The sequence below is a fragment of the Flavobacterium sp. genome (assembly GCF_043722275.1).
GTDB lineage: Bacteria > Bacteroidota > Bacteroidia > Flavobacteriales > Flavobacteriaceae > Flavobacterium.
The window spans coordinates 1-19,358 of record NZ_JAYSPC010000007.1 but is presented as its reverse complement, the minus strand read 5'-3'; the positions used below and the strand labels follow the sequence as shown (position 1 = coordinate 19,358).

General features: G+C 32.0%; 17 protein-coding genes and 1 tRNA gene. 10 read left to right on the top strand and 8 right to left on the bottom strand.

Features of this window, described 5'->3' with window-relative positions:
• Positions 1-83: 83 nt before the first annotated feature.
• Positions 84-1,646 (bottom strand): vitamin K epoxide reductase family protein, encoded by a 1,563-nt coding sequence (locus tag ACHZDT_RS00770; RefSeq protein WP_394772756.1) that lies wholly within the window; start codon positions 1,644-1,646, stop codon positions 84-86.
• A 259-nt stretch (positions 1,647-1,905) separates the two neighbouring features.
• On the opposite strand from ACHZDT_RS00770, the gene ACHZDT_RS00765 reads away from it, so the two are divergent.
• Positions 1,906-2,040 carry an rSAM-modified peptide gene (locus ACHZDT_RS00765; protein ID WP_394772755.1) on the top strand — a complete coding sequence of 45 codons (135 nt, stop codon included), beginning with the start codon at positions 1,906-1,908 and terminating at the stop codon, positions 2,038-2,040.
• A gap of 255 nt (positions 2,041-2,295) precedes the next feature.
• Entirely contained in the window at positions 2,296-2,439 is a 144-nt protein-coding gene (locus ACHZDT_RS00760; protein ID WP_394772754.1) for an rSAM-modified peptide, read from the top strand.
• A 25-nt stretch (positions 2,440-2,464) separates the two neighbouring features.
• On the opposite strand, the gene ACHZDT_RS00755 is transcribed toward ACHZDT_RS00760, so the two are convergent.
• Positions 2,465-4,216: a helix-turn-helix domain-containing protein gene (locus ACHZDT_RS00755; protein ID WP_394772752.1), complete on the bottom strand. Its 1,752-nt coding sequence runs from the start codon at positions 4,214-4,216 to the stop codon at positions 2,465-2,467.
• 165 nt (positions 4,217-4,381) lie between these two features.
• Between ACHZDT_RS00755 and ACHZDT_RS00750 the strand changes: the two genes are divergently transcribed.
• From ACHZDT_RS00750 to ACHZDT_RS00720, 7 genes are all read left to right on the top strand, one after another.
• Positions 4,382-5,560: an acyl-CoA dehydrogenase family protein gene (locus ACHZDT_RS00750; RefSeq protein WP_394772751.1), complete on the top strand. Its 1,179-nt coding sequence runs from the start codon at positions 4,382-4,384 to the stop codon at positions 5,558-5,560.
• Between the two features lie 87 nt (positions 5,561-5,647).
• Complete coding sequence (locus ACHZDT_RS00745; protein WP_394772750.1) at positions 5,648-6,430, top strand: DUF3050 domain-containing protein; 783 nt, start codon at positions 5,648-5,650, stop codon at positions 6,428-6,430.
• Positions 6,431-6,497: 67 nt separating this feature from the next.
• Positions 6,498-7,262, top strand: a complete 765-nt coding sequence (locus tag ACHZDT_RS00740; protein WP_394772749.1) for an SGNH/GDSL hydrolase family protein — start codon at positions 6,498-6,500, stop codon at positions 7,260-7,262.
• Between the two features lie 27 nt (positions 7,263-7,289).
• Positions 7,290-8,111 carry a helix-turn-helix domain-containing protein gene (locus ACHZDT_RS00735; protein ID WP_394772748.1) on the top strand — a complete coding sequence of 274 codons (822 nt, stop codon included), beginning with the start codon at positions 7,290-7,292 and terminating at the stop codon, positions 8,109-8,111.
• Positions 8,112-8,180: 69 nt separating this feature from the next.
• Positions 8,181-9,140 (top strand): nitrilase family protein, encoded by a 960-nt coding sequence (locus ACHZDT_RS00730; protein WP_394772747.1) that lies wholly within the window; start codon positions 8,181-8,183, stop codon positions 9,138-9,140.
• Positions 9,141-9,219: 79 nt separating this feature from the next.
• Positions 9,220-9,726: a GNAT family N-acetyltransferase gene (locus ACHZDT_RS00725; protein ID WP_394772746.1), complete on the top strand. Its 507-nt coding sequence runs from the start codon at positions 9,220-9,222 to the stop codon at positions 9,724-9,726.
• A gap of 221 nt (positions 9,727-9,947) precedes the next feature.
• Positions 9,948-11,870 carry an ATP-binding protein gene (locus ACHZDT_RS00720; RefSeq protein ID WP_394772745.1) on the top strand — a complete coding sequence of 641 codons (1,923 nt, stop codon included), beginning with the start codon at positions 9,948-9,950 and terminating at the stop codon, positions 11,868-11,870.
• Positions 11,871-11,911: 41 nt separating this feature from the next.
• On the opposite strand, the gene ACHZDT_RS00715 is transcribed toward ACHZDT_RS00720, so the two are convergent.
• From ACHZDT_RS00715 to ACHZDT_RS00705, 3 genes are all read right to left on the bottom strand, one after another.
• Complete coding sequence (locus tag ACHZDT_RS00715; protein WP_394772744.1) at positions 11,912-12,502, bottom strand: hypothetical protein; 591 nt, start codon at positions 12,500-12,502, stop codon at positions 11,912-11,914.
• Between the two features lie 75 nt (positions 12,503-12,577).
• A tRNA-Ser gene (locus tag ACHZDT_RS00710) sits at positions 12,578-12,664 on the bottom strand.
• Positions 12,665-12,858: 194 nt separating this feature from the next.
• Entirely contained in the window at positions 12,859-13,731 is an 873-nt protein-coding gene (locus ACHZDT_RS00705) for a LysR substrate-binding domain-containing protein (RefSeq protein ID WP_394772743.1), read from the bottom strand.
• 90 nt (positions 13,732-13,821) lie between these two features.
• Between ACHZDT_RS00705 and ACHZDT_RS00700 the strand changes: the two genes are divergently transcribed.
• Positions 13,822-15,066 (top strand): MFS transporter, encoded by a 1,245-nt coding sequence (locus ACHZDT_RS00700; RefSeq protein ID WP_394772742.1) that lies wholly within the window; start codon positions 13,822-13,824, stop codon positions 15,064-15,066.
• Between the two features lie 697 nt (positions 15,067-15,763).
• On the opposite strand, the gene ACHZDT_RS00695 is transcribed toward ACHZDT_RS00700, so the two are convergent.
• From ACHZDT_RS00695 to ACHZDT_RS00685, 3 genes are all read right to left on the bottom strand, one after another.
• Complete coding sequence (locus tag ACHZDT_RS00695) at positions 15,764-16,795, bottom strand: asparaginase (RefSeq protein WP_394772741.1); 1,032 nt, start codon at positions 16,793-16,795, stop codon at positions 15,764-15,766.
• Positions 16,785-17,924 carry a 1-acyl-sn-glycerol-3-phosphate acyltransferase gene (locus tag ACHZDT_RS00690; protein WP_394772739.1) on the bottom strand — a complete coding sequence of 380 codons (1,140 nt, stop codon included), beginning with the start codon at positions 17,922-17,924 and terminating at the stop codon, positions 16,785-16,787. The genes ACHZDT_RS00695 and ACHZDT_RS00690 overlap by 11 nt, the downstream gene beginning before the upstream one ends.
• Before the next feature lie 61 nt (positions 17,925-17,985).
• The gene (locus ACHZDT_RS00685) at positions 17,986-18,765 is read right to left on the bottom strand and encodes a TatD family hydrolase (RefSeq protein ID WP_394772738.1); all 780 of its coding nucleotides are present in this window, start codon (positions 18,763-18,765) and stop codon (positions 17,986-17,988) included.
• Between the last annotated feature and the right edge of the window lie 593 nt (positions 18,766-19,358).

Below are 19,358 nucleotides of genomic sequence, written 5' to 3'. Positions count from 1 at the left end.
AATTAGTTTTTGATATTTTTTTCTGCTTCATCTAATCTTTTTCCCAAACAACACCACTGCTTACTCAATCTTATTTCCTGAAGCTATGCTGTTTTTTCAAGAACTTCGGTCTCTTTTTCTTCTATATAATCGTTAAGAAAATATTTTAATTCACTTAATTCATATTCTATAGGAAACAATCTTTCGTTTACAATTTTAACCGGTGTGTAATTAAAATTATTTTTAGAACACCATTCATATTGCTTTTGTATTTCCTGATTGATCATCATATTTACTGAATCAACATGCCATTTTTTTAACCATTTTTTGAGGCCTATTTTTTTAATATGCCAGTCAGATATCGCTTCAACTGTCTTTCCCGGTGTTGCTCTATTTATAGTTAAAAGTCTTTCGACAACTGCTTTATAAGGATTCTCTGCATTTTCAGGATTAACATTGAATAAAACGTTTAAAAAAATCTTATCCGGAAATCTTAATACCAGATCAAATGCTTCCTGAAATGTTTTATGGCAATGATCACAACTCGGACTTATAATTATAGAAAGCTTTACTGCTGCATTTCTGTTTCCAAAATTCAAACCTCTTAAATCTTCGAATCCACTTGTGTAAGGAACTTTTTTAGATAAGAAATTCAATAAAGAGTAGTTTCTTTTAAACTTTTTCATCTCTTTCAAAGAATTCTCGTTTCCTAAAATAGTTTTTATCATTGTTTTTAAAATGGACCAAATCGGGATCAGAAGAACTACAGATAATAAGAATGGAAAAACATTCTCAAAACTAAAACTCAACGTAAACAAATCTGATGCAAACCAAATGACACTTTGTGCAAAAATCAAAGCCGAAACAGCCAAACACATTACACACCATTTTTGAACTTCAAATTTTTGAATCCAAATTGAAGATACAATTACCGGTATTGCCAATAAACTTAAAAACCCAACAAAAATTGCCGACTCTAAAGGCTGAATTAAAATACCTATCAAACTTGATCCAAAGAAAATAAGTGGTAAATCTGAAAAATTTATCCATTTATCTCCTATTACTTCTTTACCGTTTATTACAGAACTGCAAGAAGAATTTGAACTTAGATTACAAAATCTTGAAATAATACTATTTTTAAAACCTAGTTTTTCCTGAACAATAAAAACACTTACTAAAAATCCTAAAATTGATGTTGCTAAAAAAACAACACTAAATAGGTTATAACTATTATAAAAAAAAGATAATCCAACTAATAATAAAAGCGGCAAAGTATATTTTAACCAGCTGAACTCAACTTTTAAATTATCTCTTGCAATTACATTATTAGGTTCTATTGCAACTATTACTCCATTCCAATCCAAAAGAAACTTTTCATAGGGCATTTTTACACTTCCCTTTTTTATTGTATTAATACGAACAAAATTTTTTGCCTTTTCTACTAATATAAGTTCCTCTTTAAAATATGCTAAAAAGTTCGAAGGCAAATCTACTATTTGTTCTTTCGAAACTCTTACCGCTGCATTCTCTACAGAAAGCAAATCCAAAGAATCTGTTATCGCAAATAAGCTTGGATAATTAGGATGAGAAAGAAACAAATCTTTAAACTCATTTTTAATTTCCGAGTACCTATTTATTTGTAGAAATTTTTGGACAAGTTTTAACATCTTTTCGGATCTTTAAAATCATAATTACAATGCAAATATTGGTGTTTTTATTGATAAAAAAGTGCTCTAAGCATACAATTTATTAATTATACTACATACAATTTATAAATTATATCAGTCTGAATAAAAACACAAACAATTGTTTTACAGCTAATTAAGTGATATTTTCATTGATCAAAGTACTCAAAACCATAATCTCGATTAAGGGTTTTGCTTTTTGTCTAGTTTTGATAAATCAATAAACCTAATTTGTAAAAACATGAAAAATACGACATTAAAATTCGAGAATTTTGAAGCTGAAAAATTATCAAGAAATCAACAAAAAACAGTTCAAGGAGGTGACGATCCTGTTGACCCAAGTAACCAAACTGGTAAAGGTGCTACTCACCCTTAAGTACTTTCACTGGTAAAAATCATGTTTCAAAACTTGAAAAGTTTCATAAAACAATCTGAAAACTGGTCAAAAAACCATATTAAATCACTGGAGATTTTCAAGTATTAAGCGTGTACTTTCAAATAATAAATTAACCGTCAGCGATTTTGAAACTGAAAAAGTTATAAAAAGATCAAGAAAAAAAGTTAGTAGAGTTGACACAGAGCCAACTATTGGGGAAGATAAAGGACTTAGTTAAACTATAAAATATAAAACATGAAAAATTATAAAATTAAATTAGAAGATTTTGGGGCTGAAACATTATCTAAAACTCAACAAAAAACAGTTCGCGGAGGCGATGGTGATCAACCTCAAGTAGATCCAACGATAAGAGATGGAAAAGGAGCTGGAGATCACTAATTGATTAAAAGTTGCTTTTTTTAATTTAAATATTATTCGCAAATTGAGCTGGAGATACTCCAGTTCTTTTGCGAAATGATTTAGCAAAAGATACCGCATTTTTAAATCCAACACTTTCTGCAATAGCCTGAGTAGAATATTTGCGATACATATGATTGGTAATCATTTCATTAATCACATAATTAATCTTAAGCTCATTAGAGTATTCTCCAAATGATTTACCAAATCGTTTATTCACAACATAAGATAAATAAGTAGTATTTGTTTTTATTTTTTTAGCCACATACGATAACGTAAAATCAGCATGTAAATATTCGTGTTTACTTTCAAGGGCAAGTAATTTTTCGACTATTTTATTCTCTTTAGCCTCATCGATACTTAAGTTGACATTTTCTTTTTTAAGCTGAATTTCTTCCTGTTCTTCTGCCTCAATCAAAACTTCTTGTGGTTCTATTTGACTTTTCTTCTCCAGATTGGCTTTGAATTCTTCAATTAGAGTGTTCATTTTTTTATGCGCTTTGTTTTTATCCCGAATGTTTTTAATTAACAAAAAGACAATTGCAACAAATAAAACAACGTAAAAAACTTTCAGGGCTTTATTCAAAAAAACCTCATATTTATATTTTTCCTGAATAGAAACCATCTCCTCAGTTAAATCACCTACACCCAGTTTGTAATTTACTTCTAAAATTTGGTCATTTAATTTTGTTTCGGATTTTTCATAATTATCCAAATAAATTTTAGAATGCTTATACGCTAAATCAGGTTCTTTAAGAATATTGTAAATCTTTGCCTGATAGTAATTTGACTTCAAATAATCTACTCCATTCGTTTTTGTTATAGCACCAATTGAGTCAGATTTTTTAAAAAAAACTAAGGCTTTATCATATTTTTTTGTGGCATAATATACATCTCCTAAATTGTAATTTGCAGAAGATAACATGTCTTGCATATTATTTTGATTCGCTAAAAATATAATATCATAATATGTTTTTTCAGCGTTGACATAATCTTTTTTCCAGCTATAGATATTACCAAGACTTAATTTGGCAACTATTTTATTATCTGTAAAATTTTTAGAATAACTAATTGTTCGTTTATAGAAATATTCTGAAGAATCCAGCAGGATTTTTTTGGTCAAGTTTTTTGCGTAATAATTCTCATACGAACCCGCTAAACTTAAGTTGATGTTACTCTTAGTATTTAAAAATTGTTCTCTTGTATAAAAACTTTCATTTTTATCAACAAAATCATTAATTTGTCTTAAATTTTTAATAGCTAATCGATAATTACCAACAGCATTATTTATTGAAGCTATATTATTTTTAAATTTTACGATTTGAATAACATCTCCAATTTGTGCAGAAAGCTTCATTCCTTCCTGATAATTTTCTAAAGCTTTACTAAAATCACTTCGTTTCCATTCACTCAATCCAGCATAATTATACAAATAAGTTTTAAGCTGTATTTTATCTCTGGAATCTGGCATTTTATCCAGATAATCAAGCGCCAATTTATATTTTTCTTTTGATTGAACAGTCTTTCCTCTTAACTGAAATAGATAAGACAACGCTCCGTTTGAAAAAGCCAAATGTTTATAATTATTGGAATTTGCCATTTTATTAGCATATACAAAAGCACTATCAACATTTACATTAATATTTAATCGAATCTTATCTTGTAATATTAAATACTCTTGCTCTGTTAAGGCACTTTTTTGTTGAGCAAATGCATTATTCAGAATAAAAAAGAGTAAAAAAGAGATGATCAGCCTCATTCATTTTGTTTTTGGAATCTCAAAAATAGCTTATAAATTTTCAATAAACTAAAATAAATTTGCATTTATACTATTTTTCTTCTTTCGTGCTTATCAAAATATAACATTTTAACATTGTTTTGTTATATTTTTATTCCGTAAATTTGTTTTGTAAAACTATCAAAAATGAAACCAGACCTATTTCAAGCTCCAGATTACTATAACCTAGACGATTTATTGACAGACGAACACAAATTAGTTCGCGAATCTGCACGTGCGTGGGTAAAAAGAGAAGTTTCTCCTATTATAGAAGAATATGCCCAAAAAGCAGAATTTCCTAAACAAATTATTAAAGGACTTGGAGAAATTGGTGGTTTCGGACCATATATTCCTGTTGAATATGGAGGTGCCGGTTTAGACCAAATTTCATACGGTTTAATTATGCAGGAAATCGAACGCGGAGATTCTGGCGTAAGATCAACTTCATCTGTTCAGTCTTCCTTAGTAATGTATCCTATATGGAAATACGGAAACGAAGAACAACGAATGAAATATTTACCAAAATTAGCAACGGGAGAATTCATGGGATGTTTCGGTTTAACCGAACCAGATCACGGTTCTGACCCGGGAAGTATGATTACCAATTTTAAAGACAAAGGAGATCACTATCTTTTAAATGGTGCTAAAATGTGGATTTCAAATGCGCCTTTTGCAGATATTGCTGTTGTTTGGGCAAAGGATGAATCAGGAAGAATTCACGGATTAATTGTAGAACGCGGCATGGAAGGTTTTACAACTCCTGAAACTCATAATAAATGGTCGCTTCGTGCATCATCAACCGGAGAATTGATATTTGACAATGTAAAAGTGCCTAAAGAAAATCTTTTACCTAACAAATCAGGTTTGGGAGCGCCACTTGGCTGTTTAGATTCTGCTCGTTACGGAATTGCATGGGGAGCAATTGGTGCAGCGATGGATTGTTATGATACGGCTTTAAGATATGCTAAAGAAAGAATTCAGTTTGGGAAACCAATTGGAGGAACTCAATTACAACAGAAAAAACTGGCAGAAATGATCACCGAAATCACAAAAGCACAATTATTAACCTGGCGTTTAGGAGTTTTGCGTAACGAAGGAAAAGCAACAACGGCTCAAATTTCAATGGCAAAACGTAATAATGTTGATATGGCAATTCATATCGCACGTGAAGCCAGACAAATGTTAGGCGGAATGGGGATTACAGGCGAATATTCGATTATGCGACACATGATGAATCTTGAAAGTGTTATAACTTATGAAGGAACTCATGACATACATTTACTGATTACCGGAATGGATGTAACTGGAATTGCAGCATTTAAATAACAAACAACTATTAAAATATATACAAATTCAATATGAAAAGCTTCTTGTTATCAAGAAGCTTTTTATCTTTGCAAAAAAATTACGCAAATGAATATTGAAACTATACACAATAGCATTCAACCTCAAAAAGATCAACTTTTACAACATTCCTTATATAATAAAATACAAAGCATTGATGATTTGCATCGTTTTTTAGAAAGTCATGTTTTTGCAGTTTGGGATTTTATGTCATTATTAAAAGCTTTACAAGCCAAACTTACTTGTACAACAACACCTTGGTTTGCCACTAAAAATCCTGAAACAAGATACTTAATCAACGAAATTGTTCTTGCCGAAGAAACAGATTTAACTATTGACGGAAGAAGACAAAGTCATTATGAAATGTATCTTGAAGCAATGGAAGATTGTGGTGCTGATACAAACGGAATCAACAATTTTTTATCTGAAGTAAATTCACTTCATAATATTTTTGTTGCTATAAAACAAAGTTCATTACACGCAGATATAAAAGGCTTTTTAGATTTTACTTTTAGAGTAATCGAACAAGGGAAACCTCATGAAATTGCCGCAGCATTTACTTTTGGAAGAGAAGATTTGATTCCGAGCATGTTCACTGCGATTTTGAAAAACTTTCAAAAAAATCTTCCTGATACAGATTTACGCAAATTACTTTATTATTTTGAAAGACATATTGAATTAGATGCTGATGAACATGGCCCAATGGCAATGCAAATGATCACTGATTTATGTGAAGATGATGCGCAAAAATGGAAAGAAGTTGAAGAAATTTCTATTCTTGCATTAGAAAAACGAATCGGACTTTGGAATGCCATTGAAGAACAAATTCTAATGAAAACAGAAATGGTATAAAAACCGAAATAAGTTATTTAACGTAACTATTTGTTTAGAATGAACCGAAACTTAATTTACTTAAATTATGAACCCACATTTCAAACAAATAGTTATTGTTATTCTTTCCATATTCCTTTTGAGTTGCAGCTCTGATGAAACAAAGTCAGAAAGTGCGGTTACTCCAGATCCCATTATTCCTCCTGTAACACAAGTTCCTACTAACACGATTTCAAAAACCATCAATTATTTAGCTTTAGGAGATAGTTATACAATAGGTCAAAGCGTGTGCGAAACGTGTCGTTATCCTGAACAATTAAAAGCAAGTCTAAAAGCAATTTATCCTCAAACTAGCTTTTCATTAAAAGTAATTGCAACTACAGGATGGACAACGACTAATTTAATTTCGGCAATAAATAATCAGAATTTAGATGCTAACTATGATTTAGTTACCCTTTTAATTGGCGTAAACAATCAATATCAGGGAAAGGATTTTTCTATTTATGAAAATGAGTTTCCACAATTAGTAAACAAAGCAATTACTCTGGCAAAAGGCGACAAAAAAAATGTAATCGTTATTTCAATTCCAGATTATGCTTATACGCCTTTTGGAACAATTCAAATGCAGGGTCAGGGAACAAGAATTTCAACCGAAATTAGCCAATATAATATGTTTGCCGAAAATTATTGCAAAGCAAATGGAGTAGTTTTTGTTTCAATTACTGATATTACACAAAAAGGAATTGAAAATCCGGGTTTAGTCGCAGGTGATGGTTTGCATCCATCGGCAGCAGCTTATACTTTGTTTACAGATCGTATTTTACCAAAAGTAAAAATTGCTATACAGGATTAAGATTTTATAGAAATAAGGAATTAAATCATGCAAGTTTCACCACCAAAGGAATTATCATCTTACATTAAACATTATCTTTTTTTAGATAATGCGGCAACTGATATCCAGAAACTTCGGTTATTTTCTGATGGTAATACCGGCGTTGTATTTTCTTTAAAAAGTAAACTTATTTCAGATATCAACGATTATAAAGTAAAAAATTATTTACCAAGTTCGTTTTTATACGGACAACTTAATGGCTTCAAAGACATTTATTCTGATAATGAAATTGCTTTAGTAATTGTTGTTTTTCAGCCAAATGGAATACACCAACTATTAGGAATTCCCGCCAATGAATTTCAGGATTCTATTATTAATATTGATGAAATATTTGGTCAGAAAGGCATTTTGCTTCAGGAACAATTATCTGAAAATAATAATTACGGGAAAATTGAAGTATTGAATCATTTCTTTAGAAAGATTGTAAACGAAAAATCGATTCCAAATCAGTTATTAATAAACAGTTCGCTGGATTTTATTATTGCGAATAAAGGACTTTTCTCTGTAAAACAACTGGTTGAATATACCGGCTACACTGAAAGGCATCTTGAGCGAAAATTTAAAGAATGCATCGGATTAAATCCGAAGAAATTTGGCAACGTTATAAGGCTGCATTATTTTCTAAAATTATTAAAAGATAAATCTGATGAAACTAATTTGACCACAATTTCATATGATGCAGGATTTTCAGATCAATCTCATTTGATAAAAGAATTCAGGAAACATACCGGAATATCTCCAAGAGAATATTTATACAGTACAGGAAAATTGGCCAATAATTTGATCAAAACATTTCCTGATACATTTTAAAATGTCGGTTTTATACAATTTATAGAATATTTCGAACGCTATTTTTGACCTAAATTAATAGCTTAAAATATGAAAAATCTAAAAATAGCCACTTCTCAGTTCGAAAATAAAAGTGGCGATAAAATCTATAATTTATCTGTAATAGAAAAGCTTTCGCAAAAAGCATCAAGCGAAGGCTGCGACGTAATTTCGTTTCATGAATGTTCAACTATCGGATATACATTTGCCAGAAATTTATCGAAAGAACAAATGTTAGATTTAGCAGAAATAATTCCGACAGGAAAAAGCATTTTAAAACTTATTGAAATTGCTAAAACCAATGATATTATCATATTAGCAGGTCTTTTTGAAAAAGATGAAAATGATAATTTATTTAAAGCTTATGTTTGTGTAGACAAAAATGGATTGGTTGCAAAATACAGAAAGCTTCATCCGTTTATAAATCCATATTTAACGCCTGGAGATCGCTATTGTCTTTTTGAAATCAAAGGCTGGAAATGCGGAATTTTAATTTGCTACGACAATAATATTATTGAAAATGTCAGAGCTACAAAACTTTTGGGAGCTGATATTATTTTCATGCCACATGTAACAATGTGTACGCCTTCGACCCGACCTGGGGCTGGTTTTGTTGCGCCTCAACTTTGGGAAAACCGCGAAACTGACCCAACTTCTTTACGACTGGAATTTGACGGAATGAAAGGCCGCGACTGGCTTATGAAATGGTTGCCCGCAAGAGCTTATGATAATGCAATTTATGCGATATTTTCAAACCCAATTGGTATGGATGATGATCAATTAAAAAATGGCTGTTCTATGATTGTTGATCCTTTTGGAGATATTATAGCCGAATGCCGTTCTTTCGACGACTCTTTTGCAACAGCAATAATTAATCCCGAAAAAAATATTCAGGCTGGAGGAAATCGCTACATAAAAGCAAGAAGACCAGAATTGTATCGCGATATTATTGGTCAAAATCACGAATCTGAACAAAATGTAGTTTGGTTAGATTCTGATAAAAAAAGTTAAAACCAAGAATTTTTATGACTTTAAGCCAATGAAAATTTATCTTTACATAATTGATTAATCTACAGAATACAACCCAATAATGGAATTTTTTAAAACTACAAATGAGGATATCGATGCTGTTTTCGATATTTATAACGAAGCTACATCTTATCAAAAAACAGTCAATAACAAAAGCTGGAGAGGTTTTGAAAGAGAACTTATAGAAAAAGAAATCGCAGAAAACCGTCATTTTATAATCAAAGAAGGAAATGAAGTTGCGTGCACCTTTGTACTTACTTTTGATGATTTAATTATCTGGAAAGAAGCAAGTAAAGACCCGTCGATATATCTTCATAGAATTGCTACAAATCCAAAATTTCGAGGACAATCCTATGTCAAAAAAATCGTTGAATGGGCTAAAACTTACGCCAAAGAAAATGGTAAAGAATACATTAGACTTGATACACATAGCGGAAACGAAAGAATAAACAAATACTATACAAGTTGTGGTTTTGACTATAAAGGAATCAGCACTATTGAGTGGACAAGCGAATTACCGGAACATTACAAAGAAGGTTCTTTTAGTTTGTTTGAGATTAAAATTTAGTTATAATTTCAATCTAAAAAAATAATAAACCCTTTGTGTAAATTTTATCACAAAGGGTTTTCTTTATTTAAAACCAAAATAAAATATAAGAAAAAACTTAATTAATTTGTTATTAAACTTTGAGCATTTCCGTTATTTTATAATTATAAATTCAGTTATTATATTTAAAATTTAGACATTCGATTCAGTTAGTTTATATTTGGATAAATGCGTGCGAAAACATGAGTGAAAAAAAGATTATTCCGCTTGATTCAAATACTTTTCCTGAACGGAATAAAGCAAATCATAACGATGAATTGCTACTTGTTAATAAAAGACTTGCAGAGCAAATTGAAGTCCGAAAAAAACGTGCTGCAGAACTAATTATTGCTAATAAGGAGCTTGCTTTTCAAAATAAAGAAAAGGAAAAACGTGCTGCCGAATTAGTTGTTGCAAATACAGAACTTGCATATCAAAATCAGGAAAAAGAAGATCGTGCCGCTGAACTTGTTATTGCGAATCACGAACTTGCTTTTCAAAACAAGGAAAAAGAAAAACGTGCCGACGAATTAAGCGTTGCAAATTCTGAACTTATTTTTCAAAATAAAGAAAAAGAAAAACGTGCTGCCGAATTGGTTGTCGCAAATACAGAATTGGCGTATCAAAATCAGGAGAAAGAAGATCGTGCCGTTGAACTTGTTATTGCGAATCACGAACTTGCTTTTCAAAACAAGGAAAAAGAAAAACGTGCCGACGAATTAAGTATTGCGAATTCTGAACTTATCTTTCAAAATAAAGAAAAAGAAAAACGTGCTGCCGAACTGGTTGTCGCAAATACAGAATTGGCGTACCAAAATCAGGAAAAAGAAGATCGTGCATCTGAACTTGTTATTGCCAACAAAGAACTGACTTTTCAGAATAAAGAAAAAGAAAAACGCGCTGCCGAATTGGTAATCGCAAATACAGAACTTGCATATCAGAATCAGGAAAAGGAAGATCGTGCATCTGAACTTGTTATTGCCAACAAAGAACTGACTTTTCAAAATAAAGAAAAAGAAAAACGCGCTGCCGAATTGGTTATCGCTAATATGGAGCTGGAATATCAAAATAATGAAAAAGAAGATCGTGCGGCGGAACTTTTGATAGCAAATGCTGAACTTACTTTTCAAAATAATGAAAAAGAAAAACGTGCTGCCGAATTGGTGATTGCAAATACAGAACTGGCATATCAAAATCAGGAAAAGGAAGATCGAGCCTCAGAACTTGTTATTGCGAATAAAGAACTGACTTTTCAGAATAAGGAAAAAGAAAAACGCGCTGCCGAACTGGTTATCGCTAATATGGAGCTGGAATATCAAAATAATGAAAAAGAAGATCGTGCTGCTGAACTTCTTATCGCAAACACTGAACTTACTTTTCAGAACAATGAAAAAGAAAAACGTGCTGCCGAATTAATTCTCGCAAACAATGAACTTGAAGCTTTTACTTATATTTCAAGTCACCATCTTCAGGAACCTTTACGGAAAATACAGGTTTTTTCAGACCGAATATTAACAGATGAACATCATAATTTAACCGAAAAAGGAAAATATTATTTTGAACGTGTAGAAGTTTCGGCTTCACATATGCAGGCACTTATAAATGATTTATTGAATTATTCCAGAACAAGTGTAACAGAAAAGAAATTTGAAAACGTAAGCCTTAATGAGATTATTATTAATGTATTAGACAATTTAAAGGAAGAAATAAAATTAAGAAATGCAATTATCGAAATTTCCGGAGATTGCAAAGCTTATGTAATTTCGTCACAGTTTGAGCAACTTGTCCATAATTTATTAAGCAATTCTTTAAAGTTTTCAAAAAAAGGCGAAAGTCCGCGCATTGCTATAAAAAGCATTTATACTAAACCTAAAACAAAAAACCTTCCGTCATCCGCAGATTATTGTCATCTTACAATTAGTGATAATGGTATTGGATTTGATGCTCAATTTGAAAGTCGGGTTTTTGAAATGTTTCAGCAACTTAACAATAAAGCTGATTATAAGGGAACAGGAATTGGTCTGGCGATTGTGAAAAAAATTGTAGAAAACCACAACGGAATTATTAAAGCAACCGGCAAACTTGGTCAGGGAGCTAAATTTGATATTTATATTCCGGTCGTATAAAATAAAAAAGCCTTTTGTGAATTTTACAAAAGGCTTGTTTTCTAAAAAGTATATCCCATTCTAATATGGAAATAAGGTGTATATTGATTTCTATTTGTAGAGTTACCGTCTGCATTATGATAATTCCCATTATAATAATTTGGTTTCAGATATACTATTCTGTAACCAAAACCTGCGCCTCCTTCATAGGTAAAATGATTTCCAATCTGGCGTTTAAATCCCCAAGTAGGAATAATAGACAAATCAGCTGTTTTAGTGATATCATCATCCAAATTCAACACAAACCAATCCGGATGATAACTTGTTTTTAATGAAACATAATTTCCACTATTATTCGTTATTTTTTTTCCGTTTTGACTACGTTTATTTAAATTGTAGTAAAATTTAGGTTCTAATGTCAAAACCGGCTGAAAAATAAATCCCGCTCCTTCATATTGATCCCCAACAGTAATATCATGTTCGATTCCAATCTCGCTTCTTAAGGCTAAACTATTTGCAAGTCTGCTCTCATTGTTTATCCACAAACCAATAAATCCGGTTTGTACACTAAAAATAGATTTTTCAACACTTGCGTTTTGGGCATTCATATTTAAACTTAATACTAAGATTACTAACAAAACAGCTTTTTTCATTTACAATTGTATTTTTTTAATTAGCATAAAAAAACCCGTAAAACGAATTACAGGTTTCATAATGAATATTTTTTGCAGAGAGGATGGGATTCGAACCCACGATACAGTTACCCATATACTAGCTTTCCAGGCTAGCTCCTTCAACCACTCGGACACCTCTCTAAATTGGGTTTGCAAATAACATAAAAAAAACTGACTTAGAAAAACAAATCAGGCATTACTTTAGAAGAGTTTTGATTGTATTGGTAAATTTTATTTTTCGCCACGAATTCCACTAATTTTCATTAATTTTTTATGAACAGCAACAGATTAATATTTATTCGTGGAAATTCGGGAAATTCGTGGCAAACTTTTATTTACATGCTTTTTCTAAATTCTTCCATAAATAGTTTTACTGCTTTTTTTTGATAGGCTCCTTCGATCGTTAACATAAACGATTCTCTTTGCGTGGGAACTCCGGTAATTGCGATTGCTTTTAAATTATCCCAGCCTTTTAGTGCTTTCTCGGTTACAATTGTAACCCAATTACTTTCTTCTACCAATTGTAAAAGGGCATGAACCGCATTTAATTCAATTGAAACTTTAGGTTTCATGTTATTTTTTAAAAACAATTCATCAAGAAATTCTCTGGAACTAAATCCTCTTACGGGTAATATGAGCGGATAATCTCCTATTTTTTTAAACGAAATTTTATCCAAAACAGCTAAAGGATGTGTTTTTGAAACTGCCATAACCAGATTTGAAGTAAATAACGGTATCTTCTGAATGGTTTCTTTTATCTCTTTGGATGAAATTACCAAAACCAAATCTAATTCGTTATTCAATAATTTAGTTTCCAGAGGTTCTGTTGAACCATATTCTACAACAATTCTCAAATTTGGATATGTTTTAGCAAACATGTTTACAATTGGCAATACCAAAAGTCCGAAAATATAGGTTACTCCTATTCGCAATTCACCGCCAATCATTTCGTTCAAATCGTCGATTGCCTGTTTGCCACTTTGTACATTTTCGATGATTTGTTTGGCGTGAATGAGGAAAACAGATCCGGCTTCGGTAAGTTGCACTTTCTTTCCAATCTTTATAAATAAAGGCATTCCGAGTTCTTCTTCCAGCTTTTTCATTTGTTGCGATAAGCCGGATTGCGTTACAAAACACAATTCGGCAGCTTTAGTAAAATGAAGTACCTCAGCAGTTTTAATAAAATATTGTAATTGATAAATTTCCATATTGATTAGTTTAACTACTTATAATCAGTAAAATTATTAATTTTTCTAATGAAATCATAATTCCGAACTTTGTAAAAAATATTAGGAATCATGTTTAAAGCGTTAAGATCAAAAAACTTCAAATTATTTTTTTACGGACAATCTGTTTCTGTAGTTGGAACCTGGCTTCAAAAAACAGCCGTAAGTTGGATGGTATATAGCGTGACTGGTTCGGTTTTTTTATTGGGATTAACCACTTTTTTAAGTATGATTCCGTCACTTTTTCTTGCGCCTTTGGCAGGAAGTATTATTGGGCGTTATGATAAACACCGCGCCATGATTTTATTACAATCATTGGCAATGCTTCAGGCTGGTGCTTTGGCTTTGCTGATTTACTTAAAAATATACAATATCAATTTTATTTTGGCTTTAAGCCTTATTCAGGGAGTTATCAATTCATTTGATATGACGTGTCGTCAAACCATGATGATTGATATTGTGGATAATAAAGAAGATTTACCAAACGCCGTAGCTTTAAACTCAACTCTAAACAATTTTGCCCGAATTGCCGGTCCCGCTCTTGCCGGAATTATTCTGCACAATTACGGTGAAGACATTTGTTTTATCGGGAATTTTTTAAGCTACATTCCGGTTTTAGTTTCTTTGTTGATGATGAAAATTACGCCACATATTAAAACAACTGATAAATTTAAAATGTTAGAAGATTTTATCGAAGGTTTAGATTACGTTAAAAAAGAAACCGAAATGGCAAAAATGCTTTTAATGTTAATGTGCAGTAGTTTATTCGTGATTTCATTTAATACTCTCATGCCCGTTTTTGCGAAAGATATTTTTAGCGGAAATGCCCAGACTTTCAGTTGGTTTGAAAGTGCTGCCGGAATTGGTTCTATTTTGTCGGCTATTTATCTGGCGAATCTTAAAAAATCTGATAATATGGGTAAAATAATGATCGCTGCCAGCTTATTATTAGGTTTTAGCATCATTATACTTGCTTACTCAAATAGCTTAACCGTTGCGCTTATTTGCATGGCTTTGAGCGGTGTGGGAATGATGGCGCAAACATCATCAATCAATATTTACGTTCAAACGCAAAGTATTGTGAATATGCGATCCAGAAGTATTAGTTATTATTTAATGGCATATCAGGGAATGATTCCTGTGGGAAGTTTGATTATTGGGTACGTTTCTCATATTATAGGAACCAGAAATACGGTTGCAATTCAGGGAGTTATTTGTATAATTTCGGTAATTGTTTATGTGTATTATAAAAGCCATAAAGTTGTTGAACAAGATTTAGAAACTTGTGAAGTTACTTATAGAAACTCTAAAATTTAAAGTTTAAATCAGGTAAGTTATATAAGAAATTATAAGCGGAAAGTTTAAAAAGTTCGGGGTTAAGTCTCATTTTATTCGCAAGCTTGTCATTTCGACGCAAGGAGAAATCACACAAGAAACTCCGTTCCTAAAAGTATCAATCTTTGTCGAATTTCGTGTGTGATTTCTCCTTGCGTCGAAATGACAAAACTATGAATGATGGATTAAAATCAATCTTCACAATATGATTTGTTCCTCTGGAACTCTATGTAATTGCCGAGAAATAGTTTGTTTAAATAAAAAAGCTTTCCTTTTTTCGCATGCTTTGTCATTTCGAGGAACGAGAAATCACACTAGAAACTCCGTTCCTAAAAGCATCAATCTTTGTCGGATTTCTAGTGTGATTTCTCCTTGCGTCGAAATGACAAAATTAGGAATGATGGATTAAAATCCATCTCTACAATATGATTTGTTCCGCTGGAACTCTTTGTAAAATATTGGGGATTGAATTGCCTCCAGCTTTAGCTGGATGTTTGTATTTATAGCGATAACATTGGCTTTAGCCAAACTGCATTTCGGTTAAAGCCAATCATCTTTCTTTTCTCAATTTCCTCCAGCTAAAGCAGGAGACAATTCAGAAAAAGCTTGAAAATTCACTTTTAATTAAAATGAACTTATATCACTTATATGGTAAAAAAACCACTTATATGATGAAAATCTAAAGGGAAATTTCCCCGCGTAAAGCTGTTTCAAAGATAGTTTTGAAATCCTCTTTTGGGATATTATGGCCTAATAAGTACATTAGTTTTGTAATGGCGGCTTCGGTAGTAATGTCTTTTCCTGAGATAACGCCAAGAGATTTTAATGCCGTACTTGTTTCGTATTGTCCCATATTTACGCTTCCTGCTGAACATTGCGTTACGTTGACAATGTGTAATCCGGATTGAATTGCTTTTTGAATCAAATTCAAAAACCACTCTTCGGTTGGTGCATTTCCTGATCCGTAAGTTTCAAGAACAATTCCTTTTAAATCTTTAATTGCCAAAATCGAAGACAAAACAATTTCGCTCATTCCCGGAAACATTTTTATAATCGCCACATGATTGTCTAAGTTTTTATGGACAATCAGTTTTGCATCTTTATTTACAGGAAGAAATAAATGTGAATTTAATTTAAGATGAACGCCGGATTCTACCAATTCAGGATAATTTGGCGCTGTAAATGCTTTAAAATGTTCTGCATTTACTTTCGAAGTTCTATTTCCGCGGTATAATTTATATTCAAAATACAGACAAACTTCGGTGATTACCGGTTTTCCGTTTTCTTGTAACGAAGCAATCTGAATTGCTGTAATAAGATTTTCTTTAGCATCGGTACGTAAATCACCTATTGGCAATTGTGATCCTGTAAACACAACCGGTTTTGCTAAATTTTCCAGCATAAAACTCAATGCTGAAGCCGAATATGACATTGTATCTGAACCGTGAAGTACTACAAATCCGTCAAAAGAAGCATAATTTTCCTCGATGATTTCTGCAATTTTTGTCCATTCTGCGGGATTCATATTTGAGGAATCTATAGGATCTTCAAATGAAACTGTTTCAATCTCACAATCTAATTGTTTGATTTCAGGAATATTTTGCAATAATTTTCCAAAATTGAATGCTTTAAGCGCACCTGTTGCAAAATCCTTACTCATACCAATGGTTCCACCAGTATAAATCAGTAATATTTTAGCTTTAGACGACATCCTGGTATTTTAATTTATTGACTACAGGATTCGCGTACATTGCTAAAAATCCTTGTCTTGCAATCGGGTTTTCGGTACTGCCAATACGCATTTCTAAACGACGCTCAAATAATGATTTTTCATTTTCCTTATATAAATGAGCAAATTTATCTGTTCCGTTTATAATATCGTAAGCAATAAAATTAGTTGGCCATAAATGATAATTCTTCAAAATAGAATCGTCAATTACTTGTGCCAAAGCCTGAATTTGTTTGTTTGTGTTGTCATTTTCAGCCACAATCTGATCAATTTCAGTATCAAGAACATCTCCTACAGAAATGTGTATTCTTTTTTTAGTTCCCATAATACCACTTAAAATGGTCATGAAATCTTCGTTTTTTTCCTTAATATAAACTTCGTTGTTTGCTTCGGCCATTAATTGTGGCATTTTCAAAACATCTGTAGGATCGTATTCGTATGAAATAGAAACCGGAACAACTTTTAATTTCTTAAAATAATCCATCAAATTGGCTTCGTCAGAACCCATTCCTATCATTTTTAAAACTCCGGGATTGGTTTCGTCGTTTCCGTCTTTTGTACGTCCTTCTCTTTGTGCGATCCAAACCGAACGATTTTCGCGAAGCAATAATTGTCCTATATATTCTGATAATAATTTAGAACTCTGCAACATTTCACGAGGCGTTAAACCTCTCAAAACCAAAAAGTTTCTGTTTAGTTTTGCCAAAGTACTCAAGAATGCTTTCTGAACCAGATTATCTCCAATTGCCGATGCTGTCATGACTAAACCATGTTCAAAAAGGCAAACATTTAATAAGGTTGTATCTAAAAGAATGTCTCTGTGATTAGAAACAAATAAATAAGAAGTGTTTTTTTCCAGTTTCTCAAAACCTGAAGTTGTAAGTCCTTCAGAGCTTTTATCGAGTACTTTTTGAATAGTATTATAGATGAAATTACATTGAAAATCACGAATAGAATGTGTTTTTTTCAATTGATCTTTCCAAGCATCATCTTCTAATTCTGGAAAAGTAAAATTCATCATGGCTTTCATCATCGGATGATTGACAACACCATGAAGTGCTTCATTTATTTCGGAATCATAAAACGGTCGAATGGCATCAAATTTCTGCATTAAATATCTATTTTAGTGGGCAAAAGAACAAAAAAAAAATCAAACTATTGTAAGGTACGGGTTAAATCCCAAAAACGTCTTTAGAATTCTGAGTCGTTTTTGCTGCTATTTCTTCTTCAGAAACATCATAAATATCAGCTAATTTACTAATAACATTTACTAAATAGCTGCTTTCATTGCGTTTTCCGCGATACGGAATTGGCGCTAAATAAGGTGAATCGGTTTCTAAAACAATATTTTCAAGATCTATCTGATTTAAAAACTGATCGATTTTTCCGTTTTTAAACGTTACAACTCCGCCAATTCCTAACTTCATATTGTAGGAAATCGCCTGAAGCGCTTGTTCATGTGTTCCGGAAAAACAATGAAAGATTCCGAATAATTCCGGAGATTTTTCTTCTTCGAGAATTTCAAAAATTTCATCAAAAGCTTCACGACAATGAATTACGATTGGTAATTTATATTGTTTTGCTAACTGAATTTGTCTTCTAAAAGCAATTTGCTGTTCTTTAAGATGTGTTTTATCCCAATACAAATCGATCCCGATTTCGCCTACGGCATAAAACTTTCTTTTTGCCAGTTCGGTTTCAACGTGTTTTAGTTCTTCTTCATAATTATCTTTTACATAAGTGGGATGCAAACCCATCATCAGGAATACATTATCCGGATAATTTTGTTCCAGATTATACATTGATTGCGTTGCAGCGGCATCAATTGCGGGAATAAAAAAACGGGTTACTCCGGCATTTATGGCTCGCTGTATCATTTCGTCGCGATCCTGATCAAATTCTTCAGAATATAAATGTGTGTGTGTATCGGTAATTATGGTTGTTGGATTCAATTTTATAATTTTTAAAGGTTCAAAATTACGATATTATTAAAAACTTTCCCAATTGAATGTTGTTGTGGTGAATGGCACGCGGATGACACGGATTCACTTTGTGAAAACGCGGATTAAAAACGGATTTTTCTTCTTGTTTGGTTTGTTGTGGTTTGTGTTTTAAATGTTGTTGTGGTGAATGGCACGCGGATGACACGGATTCACTTCGTGAAAACGCGGATTAAAAAACGGATTTTTTTTCTTGTTTGGATTTGGGGTTTACTTTTGCGTTTTAAATGTTATTGTGGTGAAATGATACGCGGATGACACGGATTCACTTCGTGAAAACGCGGATTAAAACAGATTTTTTTCTTGTTTGGGTTTGTTTTGGTTTGTTTTGTTTTGTTTTGGTTTGTTTTGGTTTGGTTTGTGTTTTTGGTTTGCTTTAGTTTGTCAGGCTGAGCGGAGTCGAAGCCCACGCAAAGTAATCAATCCTACTTTACGTTTGTAAACCTGACAGGTTTTTAAAACATAAGTGTTCGGAAGAGTTAAATTGATTTACATATATTAGTATTAAAGTCTAATTGTATGGAAAAGAAAGTCACAGTAGGTTC